The following is a 25549-nucleotide window of genomic DNA, read 5'->3' as shown; positions in this document are numbered from 1 at the left end:
ATGGCCGTCATGATCAAATCGTTCATCCGCCAGACCCACTGGCTGCTCGGCATCACGATCGGCATGGTGCTGCCGGTCATCGGCATCACCGGCGCCATCATGGCATTCGAGGATCCCATCATGGAGGCGCTCAGTCCCGGCATCGTCGACGTCGCGCCGCGGCCGCTGCCGGCGCTGACGCCGGACCAGCTGCTGGCGCGCTTCGCGGCGCAGCAGCCCGGCGCCGTGCCGACCCTCCTGATCATGGCGCCGAAGCCCGGCGGCGCCGCGCGCCTGACCTTCCGCGTACCGGGACGGCAAACCGCCGAAGCCGGCATCAGCTACCTCGACCCCTACACCGGCCGCATGCTGGGCATGGCCAACGGCCAGGCGTTCTTCGCCGACGTGCGCCGGCTGCACCGCTTCCTGTTGCTGGGCGACGAGAAGCAGGGGCCGGGCAAGCACATCACGGCGGCAGCGGCCGTGTGCCTGATGCTGTTCGTGCTGTCCGGCCTGTACCTGCGCTGGCCGCGCCGGGCGCTGGACTGGAAGGTCTGGCTCAAGCCGGACCTGACCCGGCGCGGCCGCAGCCTGTACTGGTCGCTGCATGCGGTGGCCGGCACCTGGTTCTGCGTGATCTACCTGATCGCGCCGCTGACGGGGCTGACCTGGGCCTACGACTGGTACCTGCGCGGCGCCACCACCCTGTTGACCGGGCAGGCGCCGCCGCTGGAGACGGCCGCGGCCCCGGCGCCGAAAGCGGCCGGACCGCGCCGACTGCCGCAGCTCGACACCGCGTGGAAAACGCTGCTGGCGCACGACGGCGCGCACCTCGACAGTGTCCTCATCACCATCCCCAAGACCAGCGGCAAGCCGGTCCGGTTGCGTTACCTGAACCACGACTCGCCCAACGACGTGGCCTACAACCTGCTGCTGGTCGACGGCAAGAGCGGTGCGATCCTGAAGGCGGCGCGGTATGACGACCTGCCGCTGGGCCAGCGCATCGTGACCGCCAAGCTGGCGGTGCACCGCGGTGCCTTCTTTGGCCTGCCGGGCGCGATCGTGTTCATGCTCGCCTCGGCGTCGCTGGTGCTGTTCCCCGTCACCGGCCTGCTGCTGTACCTGGGCCGGCGCCGCCAGCAGCGCGTCGCGCGCGACCTGGCCGCGGCGACGCAGGCCGGCGCGGGCGCCGGGCGGCAGGATGCCGGCGACGCCATCCCGGTCGCCTACGCCAGCCAGGGCGGCACCGCCGAGCAGCTGGCCTGGCGGTCGGCGGCCGCGCTGATCGCGGGCGGGCGCCAGGCGCGCGTCGTCCCGCTGGCGGCCCTGACGGTGGACGAACTGCGGCAAACCGGCATGCTGCTGGTGGTCGCGGCCACGTACGGCGCCGGCGAAGCGCCGGACGCGGCGCGCGGCTTCGCCCGGACGGCGATGGCGGCGCCGGCGGACCTGGGCGCGGTGCGCTACGCCGTGCTGGCGCTGGGCGACCGCAGCTATCCCGACTTCTGCGGCTTCGGCCGGGCGCTGGACCGCTGGCTCGCCGCCAGCGGGGCGCAAGCGCTGTTCCCCTGCCTGAGCGTGGACCGCGAGGATGCGGCGGCGCTGCAGGCCTGGCGTACACAGCTCGCCGCGCTGGGCGCTGCCCACGGCGACGACGAAGGCTGGCAGCGCGCATTCGCGCACTGGCGCCTGGCCGGACGGCGCCTGCTCAATCCCGGCAGCCCCGGCGGCGAGGCGTGGGAGGTGGTGCTCGATCCGCCGGATTCGTCCGACCGGCACGCGCCGGCGTGGCACGCGGGCGACATCGCGGAAATCGTGCCGGGCCATGCGCACGCGAGTCCCGCCGAACCGCCCGTGCGCAGTTATTCGATCGCGTCGCTGCCGGGAGACGGCAGGCTGGCGCTCCTCGTGCGCAAGACCGTGCTGCCCGGCGGCGGACTGGGCCTCGGCTCCGGCTGGCTGACGCATCATGCCCCCGTCGGCGATACGATGCCGCTGCGCATCCGCCGCAACACCGGCTTCCACCCGCCCGCGCTGGAACAACCGGTCATCCTGATCGGCGCGGGCACCGGCCTCGCCGGGCTGCTCGCCCACCTGCGGCACCGCGGCGCGCACCGCGACACCGCGGCGCCGGCCTGGCTCGTGTTCGGCGAGCGCTGCGCGCGCTCGGACCGCTGGTACACGGAGCAGATCGACGCCTGGCGGGCGGACGGCACGCTGCAGCGGGTCGACCTGGCGTTCTCGCGCCCGGACGGGGAACAGGGCGGATCGCAGGCGCGCTACGTGCAGGATCTGCTCGCGGCGCACGCGGCCGACGTGCGGCGCTGGATCGTCGACGACGGCGCCACGGTGCTGGTCTGCGGCGGCATGGCGATGGCGCAGGGCGTGCACGACGCGCTCGCGGCCATCCTCGGCGCGCCGGTGCTCGACGCGCTGGCGGAGACGGGGCGTTACCGCCGCGACGTCTACTGACGCGCCGCGACGGCTCAGCCGTCGCAGCGCCGCACGACGATCCCGGCGCGCAGGCCCACGCGCACGTCGGGATTCGGGAACACGATGTATTCCCCATCCTGCTCGACGGTGTACACGGTCCCGCCATCCGTCGCGATGACGTCGCCCCGTGCCAGCGGCGTGAAATTGGCGGTGTCGCGTCCGACCCGCATCGAGAAGCTTTCCGACAGCTTGGTGATCGTCCGGACGGTGTCGAAGACGAGGGGCGGCGCTGCGCCCGTCACGGTGCGGCCGCGCAGCAGTGCCGCGACCGCGCGGTGCGCCGCGTCGAACCGGGCGAGGTCGTTGCCGCCCAGCGCGCCGACGCGCCCCAGCTCGACGGTGCTCGCCGCCGCGCCGTGCCGTTCCGCCGTCCAGTAGCTGTAGGTGCCGCCGGGAACCCGGTTCAGGATGACGGCCTCGGCACCCGCCGTGCCCAGCCAGGCGACGAGCGCATCGCGTGCCGCCCCCGCGACAAGCGCGGGTACGATCGCGAATGCGGGGTAACGCGACGCGCGGATCGCCGTATGCAGGTCGAGGTGCCAACGCACGGGACCGCACGCATCGAAGAAGGCCGAGGTGGCGGCGACCAGTTCGTCGGCGCGGGCCGCTTCGAGCGTGTTCACGAGGTCGTGGCGCGTGGTGCGGAACATGCGGTTCAGGTCCGCGTCGATGAAGCGCCTGCCGGCCGCGATCGCGTCGACGTGGGCCACGCACAGCATGAGGTCGACCGCCAGCTCGTGCGGCGCCCGCGCCAGCGCGTCCAGTATGCCGGCGACCATCTCGACCGGCCCCGTTTCGTCGCCGTGCACGCCGACCGACAGCAGGACGCCGGGCCGGCCCGTGTGCGCCTCGGGCGCGCGGACCGTCAGTACGCCGCGCGCCGGCGTGGCCACCACGAAACCGGCGGCGGCGAAGGGCGCGGCGAACGCGCCTACGTCACCCGTGGCCAGCGCGCGCAGCGGCGCCGGCAGGGTGTCGAACGACGGCGCCGTCATGGCCGGTCGAGCGACAGGCCGGGCGGCAGCACGGCCGGTACCGCAAGGTCCGGCGTCTCGATCGACGCCACCGGCCAGGCGCAATAGTCGGCGGCGTAATAGGCGCTCGGGCGATGGTTGCCCGACTTGCCGATGCCGCCGAACGGCGCCGAGCTGGCCGCGCCCGTGGTCGGACGGTTCCAGTTGACGACGCCGGCGCGCACCTTCACGGCGAAGCGTTGCCACAACGCGGGCGAGGGAGAGAACAGGGCGGCGGCCAGGCCGAATTCGGTGGCGTTGGCGGCGCGCAGCGCCTCGTCGAACGTGGCGACCCGGACGACCTGCAGCAGCGGCCCGAACCACTCCTCGTCCGGGATCGTCTGCGCGTCGGTGACGTCGACGATGCCGGCCGTGAGGAAACCGGTGTCCGCATCGGCCTGGCGCATGCGCAGCAGGACGTTGCCGCCGCGCGCTTCCAGCATGGCCTGCGCTTCCAGCAGGTTCCAGGCGACGGCGGCCGATACGACGGGACCCATGAACGGCTCCGGCTGGGCGTGCGGCGGCCCCACGCGCAGCCCGCGGGCGACGGCGACGAGGCGGTCGAGGAACGCCTGCGCCGCCGGGCCGTCCTGGACGATCAGGCGGCGCGCGCACGTGCAGCGCTGGCCCGCCGAGACGAATGCCGACATGACCGTGTGGTGCACCGCCGCGTCGATGTCGCCCGGCGCCAGGTCCCACACGACCAGCGGATTGTTGCCGCCCATTTCCAGCGCCAGCATCTTGTCCGGGCGGCCCGCCAGCTGGCGGTGCAGCGCGATGCCCGTCCGGCTGCTGCCCGTGAACAGGATGCCGTCCAGGTCCGGATGCCGCGCCAGGGCGACGCCCGTTTCGCGGCCGCCGTTCACGAGGTTCAGCACACCGTCGGGCAGTCCTGCCTCGACCCAGAACTGCACCGTGCGCATGGCGGTACGCGGCGCGTATTCGCTCGGCTTGAACACGAGCGTGTTGCCGGCGATGAGGGCCGGGACGATATGGCCGTTCGGCAGGTGGCCGGGGAAGTTATAGGGCCCGAACACGCCGAACACGCCGTGCGGCCGGTGGCGCAGCACGGCGTGGCCGTCGGCGACCTTCGCTGCCGTCGCGCCGGTCCGGGCCGCGTGCGCCTGGATCGAGATGTCGATCTTGTTCGCCATCGTCGCCACCTCCGTGCGCGCTTCCCACATCGGCTTGCCGACTTCCTCGGCGATGAGCGCGGCGAGTTCGTCGCCATGCGCGCGCAGCAGGTCGCGGAAGCGCAGGCACACGGCGCTGCGCTCGGCCGGCGGCGTCATCGCCCAGTCCTCGAAGGCGGCGCGCGCGGCACGGACGGCACGGTCGACGTCGTCGGCCGAGGAGGCGGTGCCGGCCCAGGTTTCGCGGCCGGTGGCGGGATCGATGGTCACGAGCGGCACGCCGCCGCCGGCCTGCCAGGCGCCGTCGATGTGGTTGGACAGGGTGGTGTTGAATCGGGTATTCATGACTGTGTCTTCGGTAAAAAGGAGGATGCCGCGCCGGAGCGCGGCGGGTTGGCCGGAGGCCGGATCAGCGGGCGGCGAGGAGGGCGTTGGCCGCCCGGCGCATGATGCGGTCGGCCTGCGCGATCTGGTCGTCCGACACGACCAGTGCGGGGGCCAGCCGGACGACGTCCGGGCCGGCGATCAGCAGCATCAGGCCCAGCTGCTCCGCCGCCTTCGTGAAGTCTTTGGAACGTCCGCGGTAGCCGTGTGCCAGCGGAAGACCGAGCAGCAGACCCTTGCCGCGCGGCCGCGCGAACAGCTGCGGGTAGTCGGCCGCGAGCCGTTCTAGGTTCGCCATGAGCGCCGCGCCGGCGGTACGCACGCGGGCCAGGAATGCCGGCCGGTCGATCTGTTCGAGCACGCTCAGCGCGACGGTCGCCGCCAGCGGATTGCCGCCGTACGTGGTGCCGTGCGAGCCGGCGCTGAAATGGCGGCCGATCCGGTCCGTCGTCAGCATCGCGCCGATCGGATAGCCGTTGCCCAGCGCCTTGGCCGACGTCAGGATGTCCGGGGTGACGCCCACGTTCATGTAGTCGTACAGCGCGCCGGTGCGGCCCATGCCCGACTGGACTTCATCGAACACGAGCAGCGCGCCGGTGCTGTCGCACAGATCGCGCAGCGCCTGCAGGAATGCCGCCTCGCCCGGGACCACGCCGCCTTCGCCCTGGATCGGCTCGACGATCACCGCGGCGACATCGTCGGTGATGGCCTCGCGGGCGGACGCGATGTCGTTGTAGTGGATATGGCTGATCCCCGGCGGCAGCGGCGCGAAGCCTTCAGTGTACTTGGCCTGGCCGCCGACGGACACGGTGAACAGCGTGCGGCCGTGGAACGACGCATGGCACGACACGATGCGCGACTTGTGCGCGCCGAACGCCTCGTGCGCGTACTTGCGCGCCAGCTTCAGCGCCGCTTCGTTGGCTTCCGCGCCGGAGTTGCAGAAGAACGCGCGGTCGGCGAACGTCGCCGCCGTGAGCGCGGACGCGAGGCGCAGCACCGGCTCGTTCGTGTAGCCGTTGCCCACGTGCCAGAGCGTGTTGGCCTGGCGGGTCAGGGCAGCGACGACCGCCGGGTTGCAGTGCCCCAGGCCGAGCGTGGCGATGCCGGAGGTGAAGTCCAGGTAGCGTTTGCCGTCCTGGTCCCACACGTCCAGGCCCGCCGCGCAGACCGGGACCATGGCGGCCGGCGCGTAGGTCGGGACGAGTACGTCGTCGAACGTCCGGCGCGTGACGGGCCGCCGGGCGGCGTCCTTGTCCAGTGTTGCATTCATGTTGTTTCCTCTTCCGGTGACGAATTCGAGTGCGCCCGCGCCGGCAGGCCACGGCGGCCGCGAAGACCAGCTGGAGGAGACATGGGTGCCGTGCGGCGGGCAGGGCGCGAGACCGGGGTCTCGCGCATCCCTGGATGGTGCTGCGATCAGAAGTCGATCTTGGCGGTCGCCTTGAACATGCGCGGCATGCCCGAGGCCAGCAGGGCGCCGCCGGCGGCCGACCAGTAACGCTTGTCGCCGAGGTTTTCCGCGTTCACCTGGAAGCTGGTCGGATAGCCGCCGATCCGGGTGGCGTAGCGCACGCCGGCCGTGTAGATCGTATAGCCCGGAATGAAGGCATTGTTCTCGTTGTTCACGGCACGCGGGCCGGTGTAGTACGCGCCCGCATTCACGCTCAGCCCTTCCAGGAAGCGCGTCTTGTATTCCAGGAAGACGCTGCCCGTGCGCTTGGCCGTGTTTTCCGGAATCTTGCCGATGACGTTCGCATTGACGGCGTTGCGCTGCTCGGCGTCCAGCAGCATGCCGCTGATGTACGTCTGCAGTTGCGGGGTGATCGCGCCGTTCAGCGAGAATTCCAGGCCGTCGTAGTGCGACTGGCCGTCGACGACGAAACGGTTGGCCGCGTTCGTGTACGCGGAGGCACGGTCGATCTGGAAGTAGGCGGCCGACGCCATCAGTCCCGCGAACGCCTCGGTGCGGAAGCCCAGTTCGCGCGTCTTGCTCACCGCCGGCGGCATCGCTTCGAATGCATTCACCGTCGATGCCGGCGCGATGCCGGTTTCCTCCACGCCTTCGAGATAGGTCGCGTACAGGGTCGTGTCCGGGCGCACCTTGTAGACCAGGCCCGCCGACGGCGACGTCTTCTTGACCTTGTAGGTCGTGGTGGTGGTGGCGTTGCTGTAGTCGCTGTAGCGGGCGCCGACCAGGAAGCTCCAGGCCTGCGTGAAGCGCATCTTGTCGAACAGGTAGATGCCCTTGTCGTCGATCGCCTGCGGGTTGTACGTAAGGTCGGTGTTCAGCGGCGGCGGCACCAGCTCGCGCGGCTCGTACATGTTCTGCTTGAACAGCACCGTCTGCAGGTTCGGCGCATTCTGCGAACGCTTGTTCTGCATCGTGCCGATGGTGAGCTCGTGATCGACGAGCAGTTCGGTGCGGCCGGTCAGTTCCAGGCGCGCATTCTTGTTGACGTAGACCTGGCCGTGCACGAACTGCGTGCGCAGCGTGCCCTCGCCGGTGGCGATGTTGTAGTTCAACAGCTGGCCGAAGCTGCGGCGGGTGCGGTCCGTCTCGGCGCGCCCGATTTCCGCCGTCAGGGCCCAGGCGTCGTTGATCGTGTAGTCGGTGCGCAGCAGGTAGTTCTGCGACTTGGCGTCGTAGTGCGACCACGGGCCCGACAGCAGCTTGGTCGGATCCTGCACCGGCGGCAGGGCAATGACGCCCTTCACCGCGGGCAGCAGGCCGATGCCGGCGTTCTCGACGATGTTCTTGTGGATGTTCTCGGCGTCGAAGCGGAATGCCAGGTCCTCGGTCGCCTTCCAGTCGAGGGCGACGCTGCCGAACGTGCGGTTGCCGTTGCCGCCTTCGATGGCGTTGCGCAGGCGGCCGCCGGCGGCGTTGACGCGGATGCCGAATTTGCCCTTGTCGCCGAACTTGCGGCCGAGGTCCACGGCGCCGACCAGTTGTCCGTACTCGTTGCCGCTGACCGAGAAGCTGGTCACCGGCGCCGCGGTGGCGCGCTTGGTCACGAGGTTGATGATGCCGGCCGGCGTCGAGAAGCCGTAGTACAGCGCGGACGACCCCTTGAGCGCTTCGACGCGCTCCTTGTTCTCCATCGGCAGGTCGATCAGGTTGATGACCGGCAGCGAGCCGTTCAGGCGGTAGTTGGTGCGCGCGTCGACCGAGATGCCGCGGATCGCCAGCGAGTCGTTGACGCTGCCGCTGGTCTGCGAACGCGCCACGCCGGCCGAATTCTTCAGCGCGTCGAACACGCCCTGCGCATCCTGGGCTTCGAGCATCACGCGCGGAATGATGTTGACGGTGAACGGCGCGTCGATCAGCGCCTGGTCGCGGAACGCGCCCACCTGCACGTATTTCGACTTCAGGCCTTTGTCCTTTTCTCCGTTGACGGTAACGATCTGCAGGACCGGCTTGCCCGCCGTTGGCGTGTCTCCCGGTTGCGGCGCGGCCTCGTCGGCGGCGTGGCCGGTCATGCAGACCAGCGCGAGGCTGATGCTGAGTGAAAGTGAATTGCGTTTGAAGTCTGTTTGCATGGTGCGGTGTCCCCTGGATTTGAAGCGTTCGAGTCGTGGTGCCGGCGACGGCCGACGTGGCCGCTGGCGCCGGAGAATGCGCATCTGCTTCTTTTCGCATTCCTTGAGGTAAGAATAGTGATGTCTTTTTTGTCTGTCAAATACAATCTTGTGATTGTTTTTGAACTGTTGTGTATTTTGTCTCGATGTATCCCGAAATATTGCGGTGCAGTGGATCCATGGTCATGCAAGGCCTGGCGCCGCGTCGTCTGCCTTGCACTCTCAATTTGGAGAGTACAAAACACCGGCGTGCACGACATGCCGTTGTGCCGGCCCGCCGATTCGAGTATATTGCACTTTATAAATCAAAAATACATAGGGGCGACATGTTGCGTTCGTACCTCAAGATCGCGCTGGCGGCCGGCCTGGCCTGCTCCATCGCACATGCGGCTGCGCCCCTGGACCCGTACCGGCAGGAAGCGGCGACGGTGTTGCCGGGAACCGACACCGGCTGGGGCGCCCTCGCGTTCGACGCCGCCCGCTCCTGGCTGTTCATGGCGCGCCACGGCGACGGCATGACGGTCTTCGACGTGCGCACCCGCAAGGTGGTGGCCGACGTCGCGGGCACGGCGGGCGCCGACAGCGTCGCGCTGGTGCCCCGGTACGACCGCGCGTACGTCGCCGGTACCGACGGCACCCTGACGACGGTCGCGCTCTCCACCCTCACGCTGGTCAAGTGGGAACAGATCGCCTCTGCGCGCGTGAACGCCATCTTCCACGAGCCGTCCACCGATCGCGTGATCGCGGTCGCGGGATCGGCCCGGCAATCGTCGACGCTGATCGCGCTCGATCCGCGGACGGGGAAGGTCATTGGCCGTACGGTCTTCGACGGCAGCAGGATGGACCGTCCCGCCGCGGATGGCGCGGGTGCCGTCTTCGCGCCGCTGCGCGACCGCAACGTACTCATGAAGCTGGCGGCCGCCGACCTGCGGGTCGAGCAGACCTGGCCGCTCGGGCCGTGCGAGCAGCCGGTCGCCGTCCATTACGACGAGGCGAGCCGTCGCGTGTTCGTCGGCTGCCGCGGCGCGCACCCGGTATTCGTCGCGCTCGATCCGGCGACGGGCAAGGTGGTGGCCGCGCTGCCGATCGGGCAGGGCGTGGGCGGCCTCGTGTTCGATCGCGACGACCGCCTGGTCGTCACGGCGAATGGCGCCGACGCGGGCATGACGGTGATCCGCCAGGTCGATCCGGACCGGTACGCCCTCGTCGAAACCATCGCCACGCGGCCGCAGGCGCGCGTCCTGGCGCTCGACCCCGCGACGAAGGCCTTGTATACCGTGGCCGCCGGTTTCACCATCGCCGCGCCGGAACCCGGCCAGCCGGCGCCGGCCCCGACGTTTCACGCCGATTCGTTCACGGTACTGGGCTACGCGCGCATGCACCAGATGACGGCGCGGGAGCGGCATGACCTGGAAGACGAGCACGAACATTAAACCAAGACGAGAGGATGACACCCATGCGTAGCGTTTCCACGATGCTGGCCGCCCTGCTGTGCGCCGCATCGATTACCGGCCCGGCCGCCGCCGGCCACGACAAGTCCGCCGACCTCATTCTGTACAACACGAAGGTCTGGACCGTCGACGACCGCAAGCCCGTGGCGCAGGCGGTGGCGGTGCGCGGCAAGCGCATCGTCAAGGTCGGCGCCAACGACGAGGTGCTGGCGCTGAAGGGGCCGGGCACGCGCGTGCTGGACCTGCAGGGCAGGCTCGTACTACCCGGCTTTAACGATTCGCACACGCACTTCGGCAACGCCGCCGAATGGTTTTTCCAGGTGCCGCTGACCGATGTGAACGACCTCCAGCTGATGGCCGAGCGCATCGCGCGGGTGGCCGCGCGGGTACCGAGGGGCATGTGGATCACCGGCGGCGACTGGGCGACGAGCGCCGCCAACGCCGCCGGCAAGAACCGCCAGGCCGGCTTCGAGCCGCTCGTGCCCGACCTGAAGACGATCGACGCGGCGTCGCCCGACCATCCTTTGCTGTTCCGCCGCTTCGATCACGTCTACTTCGCCAATTCGGCGGCGCTGAAGCTCGCGCGCCTGTCGCCGAAGACGCCGGACCCGGCGGGCGGGCATTACGGCAGGGATCGGGTCACGGGCGAATTGAACGGCATGCTGTACGGCGCCGCCGGGGAAGGGCTCGAGCGCCAGCTGCCGCCGATGAGCCTGCAGCAGAGGATGATCGGCGCGCGGGCCGTGGCGAAGGACCTCAACCGCGTCGGCATCACGTCGATCACCGACATCGCCCGCTATCCCGACCTGTCCGAGGAAAAGCTGTATCCGTTCTTCGTCGAGCGCAGCGCGACCGACATGCGGATCTTCCAGGGCCTGCGCAAGAACGGCGACCTGACGCTGCGCGTGAACATGCTGGTGCCGATCGAAACGGAAAAGAACCTCGTGGCGCACAAGATCAAGCCGACGGCGGGCGACAAGTGGATCCGTCTCGGCGGCCTCAAAGCCTACGGCGACAGCGGCGTGATGTACAAGCCGGTGGCCGGCAACGGGTTGCCCAGCGAATGGTCGTACCGGTTCCCGGGCGAGTCCGCCTTCGCGCAGGAGGTGCTGGAGGCGGACCGGGACGGCTACGACGTCGGCGTGCACATCATCGGCGACAAGGCGTCGCACGAGCTGATCGAATGGTATGCCGACGCGATCCGCCGCAATCCGGCGCGTGACCGGCGCTTCCGCCTGATCCACATCTGGCACACGACGCCGGAGGATATCCGTCGTGCGGGCAAGCTCGGCCTGATCGCGGACGTGCAGCCGTACCACCTGCCGCGCGAGGTCGCGCTCGTCGGGACCACGCTCGACGACGAACGGGCCCGGTCGACCCATGCGTGGAAGAGCATGATCGACGCCGGCATCGTGCTGAACCTGGGTTCCGACATGCCCGGGTCGTACAACCGCCTGCACGTGTCGCCGTACAACCCGCTCGACAACATCTATTTCGCCGTCACGCGCACCGACAAGACGGGCTATCCGGCGGGCGGATGGCATCCCGAGCAGAAGCTCACCGTGGAGCAGGCGATCAGGGCGTACACGCTCAACCCCGCCTGGTCCTCGCGCGAGGACAAGATCAAGGGCAGCATCACCGAGGGCAAGCTGGCCGACATCGTCGTGCTGTCGAAGGACATCCTGACCGCGGCGCCCACGGATTACCTGAAGACGGAAGTGCTGTACACCATACTCAATGGCAAGATTCTCGATACGAAGGAGGAAGTGCAATGAAGGTAGCCTGTTTGTTTGCGTTGGCGCTGCTGGCGCCGTTGCCCGTGCTGGCCCAGCACTGCGGTGGAACCGTGCGGGCGGCGACGCCCGCCGTGGCCAGGAAGGATCCGCCCAAGTGGATGGCGCAGCACGAAGCGATCCGGGCGAAGGTGGCGGCCGCGCCGAAGGTGGACGTCGTGTTCGTCGGCGACAGCATCACGGCCCATTTTTCCGACGACGACCGCTTCGCCCGCCTGCCCGGGCTGGCGGGACGCACCGCGCTGAACCTGGCGGTGCCCGGCGACCAGACGGAAAACGTGCTGTGGCGGCTCGACCGCCTGCCGCTGGAGAAGGTGCATCCGGCACAGGCGGTCCTGCTGATCGGCACCAACAACCTGCGCGGCGACGACACGGCCTGCGACATCGTGGCCGGCATCGATGCCATCCTCGGCCGGCTGCACGCGGCCTGGCCCGAGGCGCAGGTCGTCGTGATCGGCATCCTGCCGCGGGGCAAGGACATGCAGTTCGCGCTCGAGCGCCGGCGCGCCGTCAACGCGGCGCTGGCGGCACGCACCGACATCCGCTTCGTCGATCCGACCGAGGCCTTCGTCTGCGGCGGCACCAATGCCTGCGGCTACTACCAGGACGATCTGCTGCACCTGCTGCCGGCCGGCTACGAGCGCCTGTGGTCCATCCTGCGTCCGCAGCTCGGATACTAAGTCTGCGGTAGATTGTATGTTTCAATAAAAAAATACAATAGATCGGCCGCACTAGGCCGGTTTCGGTCCTTTCGACGGCTTCGGCGTCGCGATCTTGAGGTGGTGGCGCATCAGGGCGGCGGCCAGTTCGCGGTCGTCCTGTTCGATGGCCTCGATGATGCCCAGGTGCTCGGCGCACGACGCCTTCACGCGCAGCGTGCGGTAGTAGGCGGCCGTTTCGTCCAGGCGGCGCAGGTTGTTCTGCTGCTGCATCGCCTGCATGATGTAGCGGTTGCCGGAGAAGCGCGCCACCATGTCGTGGAAGGCGGCGTTGAGGGCGAAGAATTCGCCCGAGCTGGGCAGGTAGTCCGGCGTGTCGAGCACGCGCTGGTGGGCCTCCTTGACCCGCTGCAGCAGGGCCGGATCGACCTTCCACGTCGGCTCCAGGAACGAGCTGCATTCGACGATCATCCGGAAGCGGTAGCTCTCGGCCATCGCCTGCGAGCCGCCGAGCGAGGGCATGAATTGCCAGCCGTGGCCCGTGCGCTTGACGATCAGTCCCTCCGACGCCATGCGCATCAGCGTCTTGGTCAGCAGGCTGCGCGGCGCCGGATAGCGGCCCAGCAGCTCCTTCTCGGTGACGGCTTCCGGCAGCCGGTCGTGGATGCGGTCGACGACGATTTCCTTGTACAGCTCGTCCACGGTGAGCGAGCCGGTCGTCAGGTCGTCGAGGTCGACCTCGGCGCCGCCGCGGCTGACGAAATAGCCGGCGTTGGCGCGGTATTCGATCATCTGGCGCTCCGCCAGCAGCTTGAACGCGGCGCGCACGGGCGTGCGCGACACGCCGTAGCGCGCCCCGAACGATTCTTCGGTCAGGTGCGCGCCGACCGGCAGCGTCCCGTCACGAATTTCCTTGCCGATGCGATCGGCGAGTTCGAGCTGCAATGCGCTGGGTGCATTCGTCCTGGGCGCGGCTGCTTCGGCGGGGGCCGGCTGGGGCGCGGCGCCTTTGGGTACACGCTTGGTCTGGCGCGTAGCGGCTTTGCTCATGGGCACTTTCAGGAAAGGGGAATTGGGAAGGTGACAATTATGCCCAATTTCGTATCAAACGAAAATAGAAAACATTCTGATTGCACTTTTCGGCGATTTAATACAAAATGGGCTCACCAATACTGAAGGAGTCATACAATGTCACTGGAACAGGATTTCCCGCTGGTCGAAGTCAGCGGCACACCTTTCGAGCGCGGCCTGCAGCATGGCCGCGCGGTGCCGGAGCGGGTCAAGGGTAGCGTCGCGCTGTACCGCGACCAGCTGGCCAAGCGGGGCGTCGACGGTGCGACCATCGTCGTCCTGGCGCGCAAGGTCATCCCGAAGATCGTCGCGTTCGATCCCGCCTATTTCGAAGAGATGCAGGGCATGGCCGAGGGCGCCGGCGTGAGCATCGAAGACATCGTGCTGGTCAATTGCCGCACCGAGATGATGTTCGGCCACAGCGCGCTGAAGGAAGCGCGCGACGTGCTCGACGACGGCTGCACCGGCTTCGTGGTCCTGCCCGGCGCCAGCGCGAACGGCCGCCTGATGCATGCCCACAACTGGGACTGGCGCGAAGCCTGCACGGATACGGGCATCGTCCTCAAGGTGCTGAAGCACGGCGACGGTCCGGACATGCTGATGTTCACGGAAGCGGGTACGCTGGGGCGCCACGGTTTCAATTCCGCCGGCCTGTCGCTGTCCGGGAATTTCCTGACCAGCGATCGTGACTACAAGGAAGCGGGCGATGTGCCGTTGGGCTTGCTGCGCCGCAAGATCCTCGAGTGCGCGAACATCACCGCCGCGCTGCGCATCCTGTTCACGACGCGCCGCTACTGCTCGAACAACGTGATGCTGGCGCACGCCGCCGGCGAGGCAATCGACCTCGAGTGCGCACCGGACGAAGCGTTCTGGATCACGCCGGAGGACGACCTGCTGGTGCACGCCAACCACTGGATCAGCACGCCCGCGCGCTGCAAGCTCGTCGACCTGGGCCTGGCGAACACGCCCGATTCGATCTACCGCCAGCGCCGCGTCACCGCGCTGCTGCAGCAGCGCCTGGCCAAGGGCAAGATCGACTGGGCTACCGTGAAGGCCACGCTGGCCGACGAATTCGGCAAGCCGGAAGCGATCCTGACCTCGCCCGCGCCGGCCGCGTTCAACAGCGTCTACTGCACGGTCGCCACGACCCTGATGGATCCGGCCGAACGCACGATGTGGGTGGCACGCAAACCGTATGCCGGACGCAACTTCGTCGAGTATCGCTTGTGACGGCTGCCTGCTAGAGTATTGCCAGGGGAAACAGATGAAGAGACGCTTCCGACCGTGGGCCCTGCCAGCCCTGCTGCTTTGCACGGGCGCGCTGGCGGCGCCGCCGTCGCCGACCGAGATCCGCATCGCCGAGAGCTTCGACACGCCGACGTCGATGCCGGGCCACCGTTCGCGCAACACGCTCACCGACGGCATCATGTTGCACGTGGTCGAATCGCTGGTGGCGCTCAAGAGCGACCTCGGGGTCGGGCCCATGCTGGCCGACAGCTGGACGATTTCGCCCGACGGCAAGACGTACCGCTTCAAGCTGCGCCACGGCGTGCGCTTCCACAATGGCGCGCCGGTCACGTCCGCCGAGGTGATCTGGAGCCTGAACCGCATCATGGACCCGCGCGCCGAATCGTATTGCCGCAACCAGTACGACGGCAGCAAGGGGGCGAAAGTGGTGGCCGCGCGCGCCGACGCGCCCGATGCCGTCACGATCGAACTGGACCGCCCCAACGCGCTGTTCCTGCAGCAGCTGGCCAACATCCAGTGTCCGCTCGCCGTGCTGCACCCCGATTCGGTCGATGCCGCCGGCAAGTGGCTGCGTCCCATCGGCACGGGGCCCTACATGTTCGGCCAGTGGCGCCGCGGCCAGTTCGTCCAGCTGCTCGCCTGGCCCGGCTACCAGCCGCGTCCGGAGCCGCCCGACGGCCTGGCCGGCGCCAAGCGCGCGCTGGCGAACCTGCGCTTCGTCGTCATCCCCGACGCCGCCTCGCAGAAAGCGGCGTTCATGTCCGGGCAGGTCGACCTGATCACGGCCCAGAGCGACAGCCCGCCGCCGAAAGCGCCGCTGTGGACGATCCACGTCGAGCAGAACCTCGACGCCAACGCGCTGCTGATGCAGTCGCGCGACCCGCTGCTGTCGAAGCCGGCGATGCGGCGCGCCGTGGCGCTGTCGCTCGACCTGCCGACGCTGGTCGCCGCGCTGACCAACAAGACCACGACCTACAATCCGTCGCTCGTGCCGCTGGGGACCGCGAATTACTCGCCCGTGCATGCCAGGGGCTATGTGCAGGACCTGGCGCAGGTAAAAGCGCTGCTGGCGGAAGCGGGCTACAAGGGGGAGGTCGTCACGATCCAGACCAACAAGCGCTTCCCGGACCTGTACCGGATCGCCGTGGTCGCGCAGAGCATGCTGCGCCGCGCCGGTATCCACGCCGTCGTGGAGGTGCTGGAATGGGCGACGCAGGTGTCGAACTACCGCGAAGGCAAATTCCAGATCATGGCCTTCACGTATTCCTCGCGCCTCGATCCGGCCGTGATGTACGGCGACGTCCTCGGCGACAAGAGCCGCACCCCGACCAGCCAGTGGACCGACCCGGAAGCGAGCGCGATCCTGGCCCGCATCGCCGGCGTCAGCGATCCGGCGCAGCGCAAGGCCGCGTTCGAGCAGATCCACCAGCGCATGATCGCGGCCACGCCGATGATCGAGATCTACAACACGCCGGCGCTGGTCGCCGTCAGCAAGCGGCTGTCGGGCTTCGTACCGTGGTCGCTGCATCGGCCGCGCCTGTTCAACGTCAGCAAACGATAGGGTTCCCATGTTGTCGTATGTCGCAAAACGCATCCTGATGGCGATTCCCACCGCGCTCGTCGTGTCGCTGCTGGTGTTCGCCATGATCCGCCTCATTCCGGGCGACCCCGTCAGCCTGATGCTGGGCGACACGGGCGACCCCGCGCTGGCGCAGGAAATGCGCACCCAGCTGGGCCTCGACCTGTCGCTGCCGCAGCAGTTCGCCGGCTGGGCCGGCAAGCTCCTGCACGGCGACCTGGGCACGTCGGTCCGTACCGGCGAACCCGTGCTCGACCTGATCATGGAGCGCTTTCCCGTCACGGCCCAGATCGTGCTGGCCGCCACGCTGCTGGCCAGCCTGATCGCGCTGCCGGCCGGCATGTTCGCGGCCTGGAAGCAGAACCGCTGGCAGGACCTGACCGTCGTCTCGGGGGCGATCTTCCTCGTGTCGATTCCCAGTTTCTGGGCCGGCATCATGCTGATCTGGCTGTTCGGCGTGCAGCTCGACTGGCTGCCGACCTTCGGCTTCGAGTCGTTCGCCGAGATCGGCTGGCCGGCGCTCAAGTACATGGTGCTGCCGGTCGTCGCGATCGCGCTGACGGAAATCGCGGCGCTGGCGCGGATGATGCGGGCCAGTACCATCGACGTGCTGCGGCTGGAATACATCGCCCACGCCCGCGCCAAGGGCCTGCCCGAGCGCCGCGTGCTGCTGCGCCACGCCTTCCCGAACGCGTTCGGCCCGGCCCTGACCGTGATCGGCCTCGTGCTGGGCCATCTGCTGTCGGGCGCGGCGGTGATCGAGACCGTGTTCACGCTGCCGGGCCTCGGCCGCCTGCTGGTCGAGGCGATTTCCTCGCGTGATTATCCGGTGGTACAGGGCTGCCTGCTGTTCGTCGCCTTCCTGTACGTGTTCGTCAACCTGGTCGTCGACCTGCTGTATCCGCTGTTCGACCCGCGTATCAAGCTGTAATCCTGCCATGACCACACATTTCAAGCGTATCAACCTGGTGGCCGGTACCGTCTTCGTCGGCATCGTCGTGCTGATGGCCGCGCTCGGTACCATCTACACGCCCTACGATCCGGTCGAAGGCGACCTGCTGGCGCGGTTCGCCGCGCCGTCGGCGGCGCATTGGCTGGGCACCGACGAATTCGGCCGCGACGTACTGTCGCGCATCATGGCCGGCGCCGGGGTCAGCGTCGCCGTCAGCGTCGGCACCGTGGCGTTCGCCACGCTCCTCGGTGGCGCGCTCGGCATCCTCACCGGCTATCTCGGCGGCTGGACCGACCGCATCATCATGGTCTTCCTCGAATCGCTGATGGCGTTCCCGGGCCTGCTGCTGGCACTCGGCATCATGGCCATCGTCGGCCCGTCCAAGTCCGGCGTCGTGCTGGCCCTCGGCCTGGCCTACACGCCGTCCGTGGCCCGCATCGCCCGCGCCACCGTGTTCGGCCTGCGCCAGCGCGACTACGTGGTCGCGTCCCAGGTGATGGGCAACAGCGGCTGGTGGACCGTGTGGCGCCACATCCTGCCCAACTGCGCCGCGCCGCTGCTGATCTTCGCGACGTCGCTGTTCGGCTCCGCGCTGCTGGCCGAGAGCGCGCTCAGCTTCCTCGGCCTGGGCGTGCCGCCGCCGGCCGCGTCATGGGGCGGCATGCTGTCGGACGCCCGCAACGCCATGGAACAGGCCATCTGGCTGTCGATTTTCCCGGGCATCATGATCTCGCTCGCGCTCCTCGGCATCAACATGCTGGGCGACGCGCTGCGCGACCTGCTCGACCCACGCATGAACGGAGGCCACTGATGTCCCATCCACTTCTCAGTGTCCGCGACCTGACCATCACGTTCCCCGACGGGGATGGCGGCCGCCGCGCCGTCGTCAACGGCATCGGCTTCGACCTCGAGGCCGGCCGCTCGCTGGCCATCGTCGGCGAGTCGGGCAGCGGCAAGACCATGATCGGCAAGGCCCTGCTGGGGCTGCTGCCGGACGCGGCCGCCATCGGCGCCGGCAGCCTGCGCTTCGACGGCTGCGAGCTGACCGCCAATCGCGAGGCCGACTGGCGTGCGCTGCGCGGCTGCGAGATCGGCATGGTGTTCCAGGAGCCGATGGTGTCGCTGAATCCCGCGTTCCGCATCGGCGACCAGCTGACCGAGGCGCTGGTGGCGCGCCGCGGCGCCGGCCGGGCGCAGGCGCGCGAGCTGGCGGTCGCGATGCTCGAACGCGTCCTGGTGCGCAACCCGCGCGACTGCATGCGCCGCTATCCGCACGAATTTTCCGGCGGCATGCGCCAGCGCATCATGCTGGCCGCCGTCATGCTGCTCAAGCCCCGCCTGCTGATCGCCGACGAACCGACCACCGCGCTCGACTGCGTCGTGCAGAAGGAAGTGCTGGACCTGATGCGCGAGCTGACCGAGCAGGAGGGGACGGCGCTGATCTTCGTCAGCCATAACCTGCCGCTCGTCGCCGCGTACACGGAGAACGTGCTGGTGATGTGCCGCGGGGACGCGGTCGAGACCGGGCCGGTACGGCGCGTGCTGGCGCGGCCCGCGCAGCTCTACACCCGGCGCCTGCTCGAAGCCCTGCCGCGGCGCGACGCCGGCGCCGCCGCGCCGCCGCCCGCCGCGCCGATCCTCGAAGTGCAGGACCTGAGCGTGGACTACACGGTCAGGGAAGGATGGCGCGGCAAGCGCACCGTGCGCGCGCTGCATCCGGCCTCTTTTACGCTCGCGCCGCGCGAGACGGTCGCCATCGTCGGCGAATCCGGGAGCGGCAAGACCACGCTGACCAAGGCCATCCTCGGACTGGCGCAACCCAGCGGCGGCAGCATCCGGCTCGGCGGCGAGGAATTGATCGGCTGCTCGCGCAGCGCGCGCCGCGCCGCGGGCCGGCGCATCCAGATGGTGTTCCAGGATCCGTATTCGTCGCTGGACCCGCGCATGCAGGTCGGCGCGCTGGTCGGCGAAGGCCTGCGCCTGGACCCCGGGCTGGACCCGGACGAGCGCGACGCACGCGTGGCGAGCGCCCTCGAGGACGTGCAGCTCGGCGGCGATTTCGCCCGGCGCTACATCCACGAATTGTCGGGCGGCCAGCGCCAGCGGGTCGCGATCGCGCGGGCGCTGGTGACGCGTCCCGAGATCATCATCGCGGACGAACCGGTCTCCGCCCTCGACGTGACCGTGCAGAAGCAGGTGCTCGACATGCTGGTGGCCCTGCAGGACCGCTACGGCTTCGCCTGCCTCCTGATCTCGCACGACCTCGGCGTCGTCGAGCAGGTCTCGGACCGCGTCATCGTGCTGCTGCGCGGCCACGTGGTGGAGCAGGGCACGCGCGACGACGTGTTCGACCGTCCATGCCATCCCTACACCCGGCGCCTGCTGCAGGCGGTGCCGGAGCTGTACGGCGACAGCATCCAGGGCTTCCGCATCGAGCAACGCCGCCTGCCGAAGAGCTGTCCCGATCTGCCGTATTTCGAACCCGAGCGCGACGGCAACGGCCGCTGCGTGGTCGAGCTGTCGACCGATACGCCGCCGCACTGCGTGGCGGTAGCCCTCGGGGCCTGACCCAGAACCGACCGCACGACACGGTGCCGCCGCGCAGGACGTGGCGGGTCCCGTCACGCGTGCACACAAGGAGAGCACCATGTACGTCGTACGTCCCGTGGAAACCGCCGACCTGGCGCAGCTGGAAGCGCTGGCCGGGCGCGGCAGCCGCCGCGTCCATACCCTGCCGCGCGGGCGTGCCGCGCTGGCCGCCATGATCGAGCGCTCGGTCGCGTCGTTCGGGGCCACCGCCCAGGCGCCCGGCGCCGAGCGCTACACCTTCGTGCTCGCGGACGGGCAGGGCGCCATCGCCGGTACCGCCACGCTGGTGGCGCGGGCCGGCGACGGCGGCGGCTATCTGGCGTTTCGCAAGGACATGATGCAGCAGGCCTCGGACGATCCGGCCGTGCGCGTCGACGTCGCCATGCTGCGCCTGTGCACCGACCTGTCCGGCCATTCGCAGCTGGCCGGCTTCCACGCGCCGGACCCGGCGCTCGACTGGGCCCAGAAAGCGCTGCTGGCCCGCGCGCGCCTGTTGTACGCGGCGCTGGCGCCACGGCGCTGCGCCGACCAATTCTTCGCCGCGCTGCCCGGACCGCTGGCGGGAGAGAGCGGGTCGCCGTTCTGGAACGCGGTCGGCCGCAAGTTCTTCGGCATGGACGTGGACGCGGCGGAAACCCTGCTCGCAGGCGCGCGCGACGCCGCCCGCATCGCCGGCGTGATGCCCCATCACCCGGTCTACGTGGGCCTGCTGCCGTCCGCGGCGCGCGCGGCGATCGCCGCCCCCGATGCCGGCGCGGCCCCGAGCCTGGGGCCACTCTGCCGCGAAGGGTTCCAGACCGCCGGCTACGTCGACATCTGCGACGGCGGCCCGGTGCTGCGCGCCGCGCGCCAGGTGCTGCGCTGCACGACCGGTGTGCAGCGCCGCCGCGTCCTGGCCCGCGCGCCCGGGCTGCACGGCGGCATCCGGCGCTACCTCGTCTGCAATGCGCGCGAACAGCAGTTCCGCGCGATCGCGGTGCCGTCCGGGCCGCTCGACGGGGACGACGCCATCGCCCTGACGCCGCAGCAGCAGCGCCTGCTCGACGTCGGCAGCGGCGACCCGATTTCCTGTGTTTTGATGTGAGCGCATTATGTTAATCGTACGAAACGCCACCCCGGCGGACCTCGAGGGCGTGCTCGCCCTCGCGCACGACGTCGGGCCCGGCATGACCACCATCAAGCCGGACCGCGCGGCGCTGAACGCGCGCCTGGAAATCGCCGCGGCGTCCTTCGCCGGCACCGCGGCACCCGCCGAACGCGACTTCGTGTTCGTGGCCGAGGATACGCGCACCGGCCGGCTGGCCGGCATCTGCGCCATCAAGGGTGCCGTCGGCCTGGACGAACCGTTCTACAACTACCGGCTCGGGATCCTCGTCCACGCGAGCAGCGAGGTCGGCGTATTCAGCCGCATGGAGGCGCTGTACCTGTGCTACGACATGACAGGCTGCGCGGAACTGTGTTCGCTGTACCTGCATCCGGACTATCGCAGCGGCGTCAACGGCCGCCTGCTGTCGAAGAGCCGCCTGCTGTTCATCGCCCAGTTTCCCGAGCTGTTTCCCGAGACCGTGTTCGCGGAAATGCGCGGCTTCCAGAAGCCCGACGGCACGTCCCCGTTCTGGGAAAGCCTGGGACGCCATTTCTTCAAGATGGATTTCGACACGGCCGACGACCTGTGCGGGAACGGCAGGAAGAACTTCATCGCCCAGCTGATGCCGCGCCATCCGCTCTACACGAGCTTCCTCAGCGACGAGGCGCGCGCCGCCATCGGCCAGACCCATGTCCACACGACGCCCGCGCGCCGCCTGCTCGAGCAGGAAGGGCTGCGTTACCAGGGCTACCTCGACATCTTCGACGGCGGGCCCGTGCTGCAGGCGCGGGTCGACGAGCTGCGCGCCAGCCGCGACAGCGTGCTCGCGCCGGCGCGCGCCGGCGAGCCCGGGCAGGGCGCCATGACGCTGGCCGCGCGCGCCGACATGGCCCGGTTCCGCGTCGTCGCCACGCCGGCCGGCATGGTCGACGGCGAGCTCGTGCTGCCGGCGCCGGCCATGGAAGCGCTCGACGCGCGGGCGGCGCCGGTGCGCAGCATGGCGCTCAATCCGGGCACCTGAAAAACCCGCGCAGCCATTGCAATAACGAAAAAAACATAACTTAACAGGAGGCATTACCTTGAACCAGATCCTTTCCCTATGGCACCGCATGGTGCTGTCCTGCCTGCTCGCCACGGCCGCGGCCGGCGCGGCAGCCGCTCCGCTGGCCGACCCGACGGTCGCGGGTACCACGAGCCTGGTGCTGGAATACCACGTCAAGCCCGTCAACCGCTTGGCGCTGCGCCAGTTCATGCAGGGCGAAGGCCTGGCCCGGCTGGACAAGTGGAAGCGCGACGGCCTGCTGAGCAATTACAAGGTCTTGTTCAACCGCTGGGTCGACAACCAGAACTGGGACATGATGACGGTCCTGAATTTCCCCACGGCCGACAAGATGGCGTCGTGGCGCGAGATCGAGGCGGCGCTGCCGGCCGGCCTGCCGCAGCAGGCGCTGGCGCTGGTCGACCGGATCGACACGAATCCGGCCGACCTGTACCTCGAAGGCGGCGCCAGCAAGGGTTCCGGCGTGTACGTCGTCATCCCCTACGACTATCTCGTATCGACCGATAAATATCTCGCCTACCTGCGCGGCTACCTGGTGCCGCAACTCGACGGCTGGCTGAAGGAAGACGTGCTCAATCGCTACCAGGTCCTGCTCGGCCGCTATGTGGTCGGGCGCCACTGGTCGGCGCTGATGTTCTATGAGTACAACGGCGATACCGGCCTCGGCCTGCGCGAACGGACCCAGGCCAAGGTGCGCGCCGACCTGGTCAGGAACAATCCGGACTGGGTCGCCTGGAGCAAGGACAAGGGCCAGTACCGCGTCAATCGCCAGTACATCATCGCCGACGAATTGAAGAGCGCACGATGAGCCGCACGTTTTCCTCGATGGTATCGGCCTGCCTCGTCATGGCCGTCTTCCTGTCCGCGCCTGCGCATGCGTACCGGCCATTCAACGGCACCGATGCCGACGTCGCGGAGGCGGGCGAATACGAACTCGAATTCGGCCCCCTCGGCTACCTGCGCCACGGCAGCGGCCGCACGTTGCTGGGGCCGGCGATCGTCAACAATCTCGGCCTGCCGGGCGGTTTCGAACTCGTCCTCGAAGGCAGGGCCGAACGCGATCTCGGCGCCACCGACGGCCAGCGCAACCGCTTCGCCGATACCGCGTTCTCCGTCAAGCACGTGCTGCGCAAGGGCGTGTTGCAGGGCGAGGAGGGCGTCAGCATCGCCGCGGAATGCGGCGTGCTGCTGCCCGAGGTGCATGGCGACCATGGCGGCGGGGGCACCTGCGCGGCCATCGTGTCGCAGCACGCCGGTCCGGTCACCGTGCACGTCAACGCCGAGGTGGCGCGCAACCGCGACCGCTCCAGCGGCCGCTTCGTCGGCGTCATCGTCGAGGGGCGGGGCGAGGGCATCCGGCCGGTCCTGGAAATCTTCAACGAGCGCGACAACCAGGGCGGCCGCGCCAATTCGGCCCTGGCCGGCGCCATCTGGCCCTACCGCGACGACCTGGTGTTCGATGCCGGCATCCGGCGCGCGCGCGAGGACCGCGAGAACGTCACCGAGTTACGGGTCGGCCTGACCTGGACCATTCCCATGTTTAAGTAAAAGTAAAACACCATGACATCGACAAGAACTTCATTGCTCCGCTGCCTGGCTGGAGCTGCATTGGCCTCCTGTGCCGCGACGGCCGCCGCCGCGCCCGAGGAAATCCAGGTCTACATGAACGAGATGGGCCAGCCCGGCGAATTCGGACTGGATGTGCACGCGAACTACGTCCTGACCGGTGCGGCCACGCCCGACTATCCGGGCGCGCAACTGGCACGGCACGCGCTGCGCGTCACCCCCGAATTCTCCTACGGCCTGACCCGTACGCTGGAACTGGGCGCCTATGTGCTGGGACTGCGCGATGCCGACAACCGCTACCGTGTGGGCGGCGAGAAGCTGCGCCTCAAGTTCATCCCGACCGGCCCCGACGATCCCGTCTTCTACGGCGCGAACCTGGAGGTGGGACGGGTCGACCACCGTCTCGACGAAAACCCGTGGAACGGCGAACTGAAAGGCATCCTCGGCTACAAGGGGACGCACTGGACCGCGGCGGTCAACGCGAACGTCGGCTTCAAGGTGTCCGGGCCCGTGAGCGCGCCGACCACGCTCGAACTTGCGACCAAGCTGAGCTATGCCGTGTCGGACGCGCTGCAGGTCGGCATCGAGCACTACAACGATCTCGGCGAAATCCGCCGGCTCGACAATCCCGGGCGCCAGGCCCATACCACCTACGCCGTGCTCGACACGTCGGTGCGCGGCTGGGACCTGAACCTGGGCGTCGGCCGCGGCAACGCGGCGGCATCCGACCGCTGGGTAGTGAAAGCGATCGTCGGGGTGCCTTTTTGACCAACCGGCGGAAGACGAAGGAGACGCCATGAAGACATTCCTGCAACCTCGCCTGCGCCCGCTCGCCGGCGCCCTGCTGGCCGGCGCCTGCATGGCCGGCACGGGCATCGCCGCGGCGGGCCCCACCTTTCACCTCGAGAAGGTCGTGACCATCCCGGGCGGCGATTCCGGCTGGGACTATCCGTCGCTCGACGCGGGCCGCAACCGCCTGTTCATCGCCCACCGCGACGAAGGCCTGCACGTGTACGACATCCGGTCGGGCAAGGTGATCCGCACGCTGGCCCGGTCGGCGGGCGCCAACACGTCGGCGCTGGCGCCCGAGTTCGACCTCGGCATCGTGGGCACCAGGGACGGCCATGTCGTCGTGTTCAGGCTGTCCACCCTGGCGACGCTGGCGCGCTACAAGAGCGAGACCGACGGCTTCGACGGCGCCGCCTACGACCCGGTCAGCAAGCGCATCGCCATCGTCGGCGAGGCCGATGAAGACAAGAAGCAGACGCCCGTGCTGTTGTTCGACGCCCGCACCGGCAAGCCCGTCGGCAAGGTCGTCGTGGACAGCATCAAGGTCGATGCGCCGCGGGCCGACAACCAGGGCAATCTGTGGATGCCGCTGCGCGACCGCGCCGCGCTCGCGCGGGTGGACGTGCGCACGATGCGGCTGGCCGCTACCGTGCCGCTGGACGCAGCCTGCCGCGCGCCGGCGGCGCTGGAGCTGGACCGCCCCGACCGGCGCATCTACGTCGGCTGCCGCGGCGACGAGCGGACCGCGCCGCGCCTGCTGGTCGTGGACGCGGACGACGCACGGACGATCGCCGCGGTGCCGATCGGGCGCGGCGTGGACGAGGTGATGTACGACGCCCGCCACGGCCAGGTCGTGACCGCCAACGGCGAGGACGGCAGCCTGTCGGTGATCGCCAAGCAGTCTTCCGACCGCTACCAGCCCGTGGAGACCATCGGCACGCGGCCCCTCGCGCGCACCGGTGTCCTCGACGAGCGCACCGGCACGATCTATCTGGTGAACGCGCAATACTATAAACGGGCCGGCGACGATGGCGACGAGGACAGCCTGCATTTCGTGCCCAACACGTTCAGCGTGCTGACCTACACGCGCTAGCCCGCGAAAAACAGTTCTTTTCAGGATGGTG

Annotated in this window: 20 protein-coding genes; 15 read left to right on the top strand and 5 right to left on the bottom strand. The window is 69.1% G+C overall.

Features of this window, described 5'->3' with window-relative positions:
- Complete coding sequence (locus ASD28_RS25060; protein ID WP_056135100.1) at positions 1-2451, top strand: sulfite reductase flavoprotein subunit alpha; 2451 nt, start codon at positions 1-3, stop codon at positions 2449-2451.
- Between the two features lie 14 nt (positions 2452-2465).
- Here ASD28_RS25060 and ASD28_RS25055 read toward each other — a convergent pair whose 3' ends face one another.
- The 4 genes from ASD28_RS25055 to ASD28_RS25040 all read right to left on the bottom strand — a co-directional run bounded on the left by ASD28_RS25055 (position 2466) and on the right by ASD28_RS25040 (position 8542).
- Positions 2466-3467 (bottom strand): succinylglutamate desuccinylase, encoded by a 1002-nt coding sequence (locus ASD28_RS25055; RefSeq protein WP_056135098.1) that lies wholly within the window; start codon positions 3465-3467, stop codon positions 2466-2468.
- On the bottom strand, positions 3464-4963 hold the full coding sequence (gene astD / locus ASD28_RS25050; protein WP_056135095.1) for a succinylglutamate-semialdehyde dehydrogenase: 1500 nt from the start codon (positions 4961-4963) through the stop codon (positions 3464-3466). The genes ASD28_RS25055 and astD overlap by 4 nt, the downstream gene beginning before the upstream one ends.
- Positions 4964-5027: 64 nt before the next feature.
- On the bottom strand, positions 5028-6272 hold the full coding sequence (locus ASD28_RS25045) for an acetylornithine/succinyldiaminopimelate transaminase (protein ID WP_056135091.1): 1245 nt from the start codon (positions 6270-6272) through the stop codon (positions 5028-5030).
- 146 nt (positions 6273-6418) lie between these two features.
- Positions 6419-8542 carry a TonB-dependent siderophore receptor gene (locus ASD28_RS25040; RefSeq protein WP_056135088.1) on the bottom strand — a complete coding sequence of 708 codons (2124 nt, stop codon included), beginning with the start codon at positions 8540-8542 and terminating at the stop codon, positions 6419-6421.
- A gap of 365 nt (positions 8543-8907) precedes the next feature.
- Between ASD28_RS25040 and ASD28_RS25035 the strand changes: the two genes are divergently transcribed.
- Genes ASD28_RS25035 through ASD28_RS25025 form a run of 3 tightly spaced genes read left to right on the top strand, consistent with a single transcriptional unit; the run spans position 8908 to position 12505 of the window.
- Positions 8908-10014, top strand: coding sequence for a hypothetical protein (locus ASD28_RS25035; RefSeq protein ID WP_056135086.1), 1107 nt, complete (start codon positions 8908-8910; stop codon positions 10012-10014).
- 23 nt (positions 10015-10037) lie between these two features.
- Complete coding sequence (locus ASD28_RS25030; RefSeq protein ID WP_162252963.1) at positions 10038-11807, top strand: amidohydrolase; 1770 nt, start codon at positions 10038-10040, stop codon at positions 11805-11807.
- Positions 11804-12505 (top strand): GDSL-type esterase/lipase family protein, encoded by a 702-nt coding sequence (locus tag ASD28_RS25025; protein WP_082577379.1) that lies wholly within the window; start codon positions 11804-11806, stop codon positions 12503-12505. Before ASD28_RS25030 ends, ASD28_RS25025 begins: the two co-directional genes overlap by 4 nt.
- 51 nt (positions 12506-12556) lie before the next feature.
- On the opposite strand, the gene ASD28_RS25020 is transcribed toward ASD28_RS25025, so the two are convergent.
- Positions 12557-13534 (bottom strand): GntR family transcriptional regulator, encoded by a 978-nt coding sequence (locus ASD28_RS25020; RefSeq protein ID WP_082577378.1) that lies wholly within the window; start codon positions 13532-13534, stop codon positions 12557-12559.
- A 138-nt stretch (positions 13535-13672) separates the two neighbouring features.
- On the opposite strand from ASD28_RS25020, the gene ASD28_RS25015 reads away from it, so the two are divergent.
- The 11 genes from ASD28_RS25015 to ASD28_RS24965 all read left to right on the top strand — a co-directional run bounded on the left by ASD28_RS25015 (position 13673) and on the right by ASD28_RS24965 (position 25518).
- Entirely contained in the window at positions 13673-14785 is a 1113-nt protein-coding gene (locus ASD28_RS25015) for a C45 family peptidase (protein WP_056135074.1), read from the top strand.
- Between the two features lie 34 nt (positions 14786-14819).
- Positions 14820-16364 carry an ABC transporter substrate-binding protein gene (locus ASD28_RS25010; protein WP_056135071.1) on the top strand — a complete coding sequence of 515 codons (1545 nt, stop codon included), beginning with the start codon at positions 14820-14822 and terminating at the stop codon, positions 16362-16364.
- A 7-nt stretch (positions 16365-16371) separates the two neighbouring features.
- Positions 16372-17313 carry an ABC transporter permease gene (locus ASD28_RS25005; protein ID WP_056135068.1) on the top strand — a complete coding sequence of 314 codons (942 nt, stop codon included), beginning with the start codon at positions 16372-16374 and terminating at the stop codon, positions 17311-17313.
- A gap of 7 nt (positions 17314-17320) precedes the next feature.
- Positions 17321-18145 (top strand): ABC transporter permease, encoded by an 825-nt coding sequence (locus ASD28_RS25000; protein ID WP_056135065.1) that lies wholly within the window; start codon positions 17321-17323, stop codon positions 18143-18145.
- Positions 18145-19902, top strand: a complete 1758-nt coding sequence (locus ASD28_RS24995) for an ABC transporter ATP-binding protein (protein ID WP_056135064.1) — start codon at positions 18145-18147, stop codon at positions 19900-19902. Before ASD28_RS25000 ends, ASD28_RS24995 begins: the two co-directional genes overlap by 1 nt.
- 79 nt (positions 19903-19981) lie before the next feature.
- Positions 19982-21007: an arginine N-succinyltransferase gene (locus ASD28_RS24990; protein ID WP_082577376.1), complete on the top strand. Its 1026-nt coding sequence runs from the start codon at positions 19982-19984 to the stop codon at positions 21005-21007.
- 7 nt (positions 21008-21014) lie between these two features.
- On the top strand, positions 21015-22031 hold the full coding sequence (gene astA / locus ASD28_RS24985; protein ID WP_056135060.1) for an arginine N-succinyltransferase: 1017 nt from the start codon (positions 21015-21017) through the stop codon (positions 22029-22031).
- Positions 22032-22089: 58 nt separating this feature from the next.
- Entirely contained in the window at positions 22090-22878 is a 789-nt protein-coding gene (locus tag ASD28_RS24980; RefSeq protein ID WP_156403837.1) for a hypothetical protein, read from the top strand.
- Entirely contained in the window at positions 22875-23618 is a 744-nt protein-coding gene (locus tag ASD28_RS24975; protein WP_056135054.1) for a hypothetical protein, read from the top strand. Before ASD28_RS24980 ends, ASD28_RS24975 begins: the two co-directional genes overlap by 4 nt.
- A 60-nt stretch (positions 23619-23678) precedes the next feature.
- On the top strand, positions 23679-24404 hold the full coding sequence (locus ASD28_RS24970) for a hypothetical protein (RefSeq protein ID WP_056135051.1): 726 nt from the start codon (positions 23679-23681) through the stop codon (positions 24402-24404).
- 28 nt (positions 24405-24432) lie between these two features.
- Positions 24433-25518 carry a YncE family protein gene (locus ASD28_RS24965; RefSeq protein WP_056135048.1) on the top strand — a complete coding sequence of 362 codons (1086 nt, stop codon included), beginning with the start codon at positions 24433-24435 and terminating at the stop codon, positions 25516-25518.
- Positions 25519-25549: the final 31 nt, after the last annotated feature.

The organism is Massilia sp. Root133 (assembly GCF_001426525.1).
Lineage (GTDB): Bacteria > Pseudomonadota > Gammaproteobacteria > Burkholderiales > Burkholderiaceae_D > Telluria > Telluria orientalis.
Note: the sequence above shows the minus strand (reverse complement) of the source record. Positions and strands in the feature narration are given on the sequence as shown.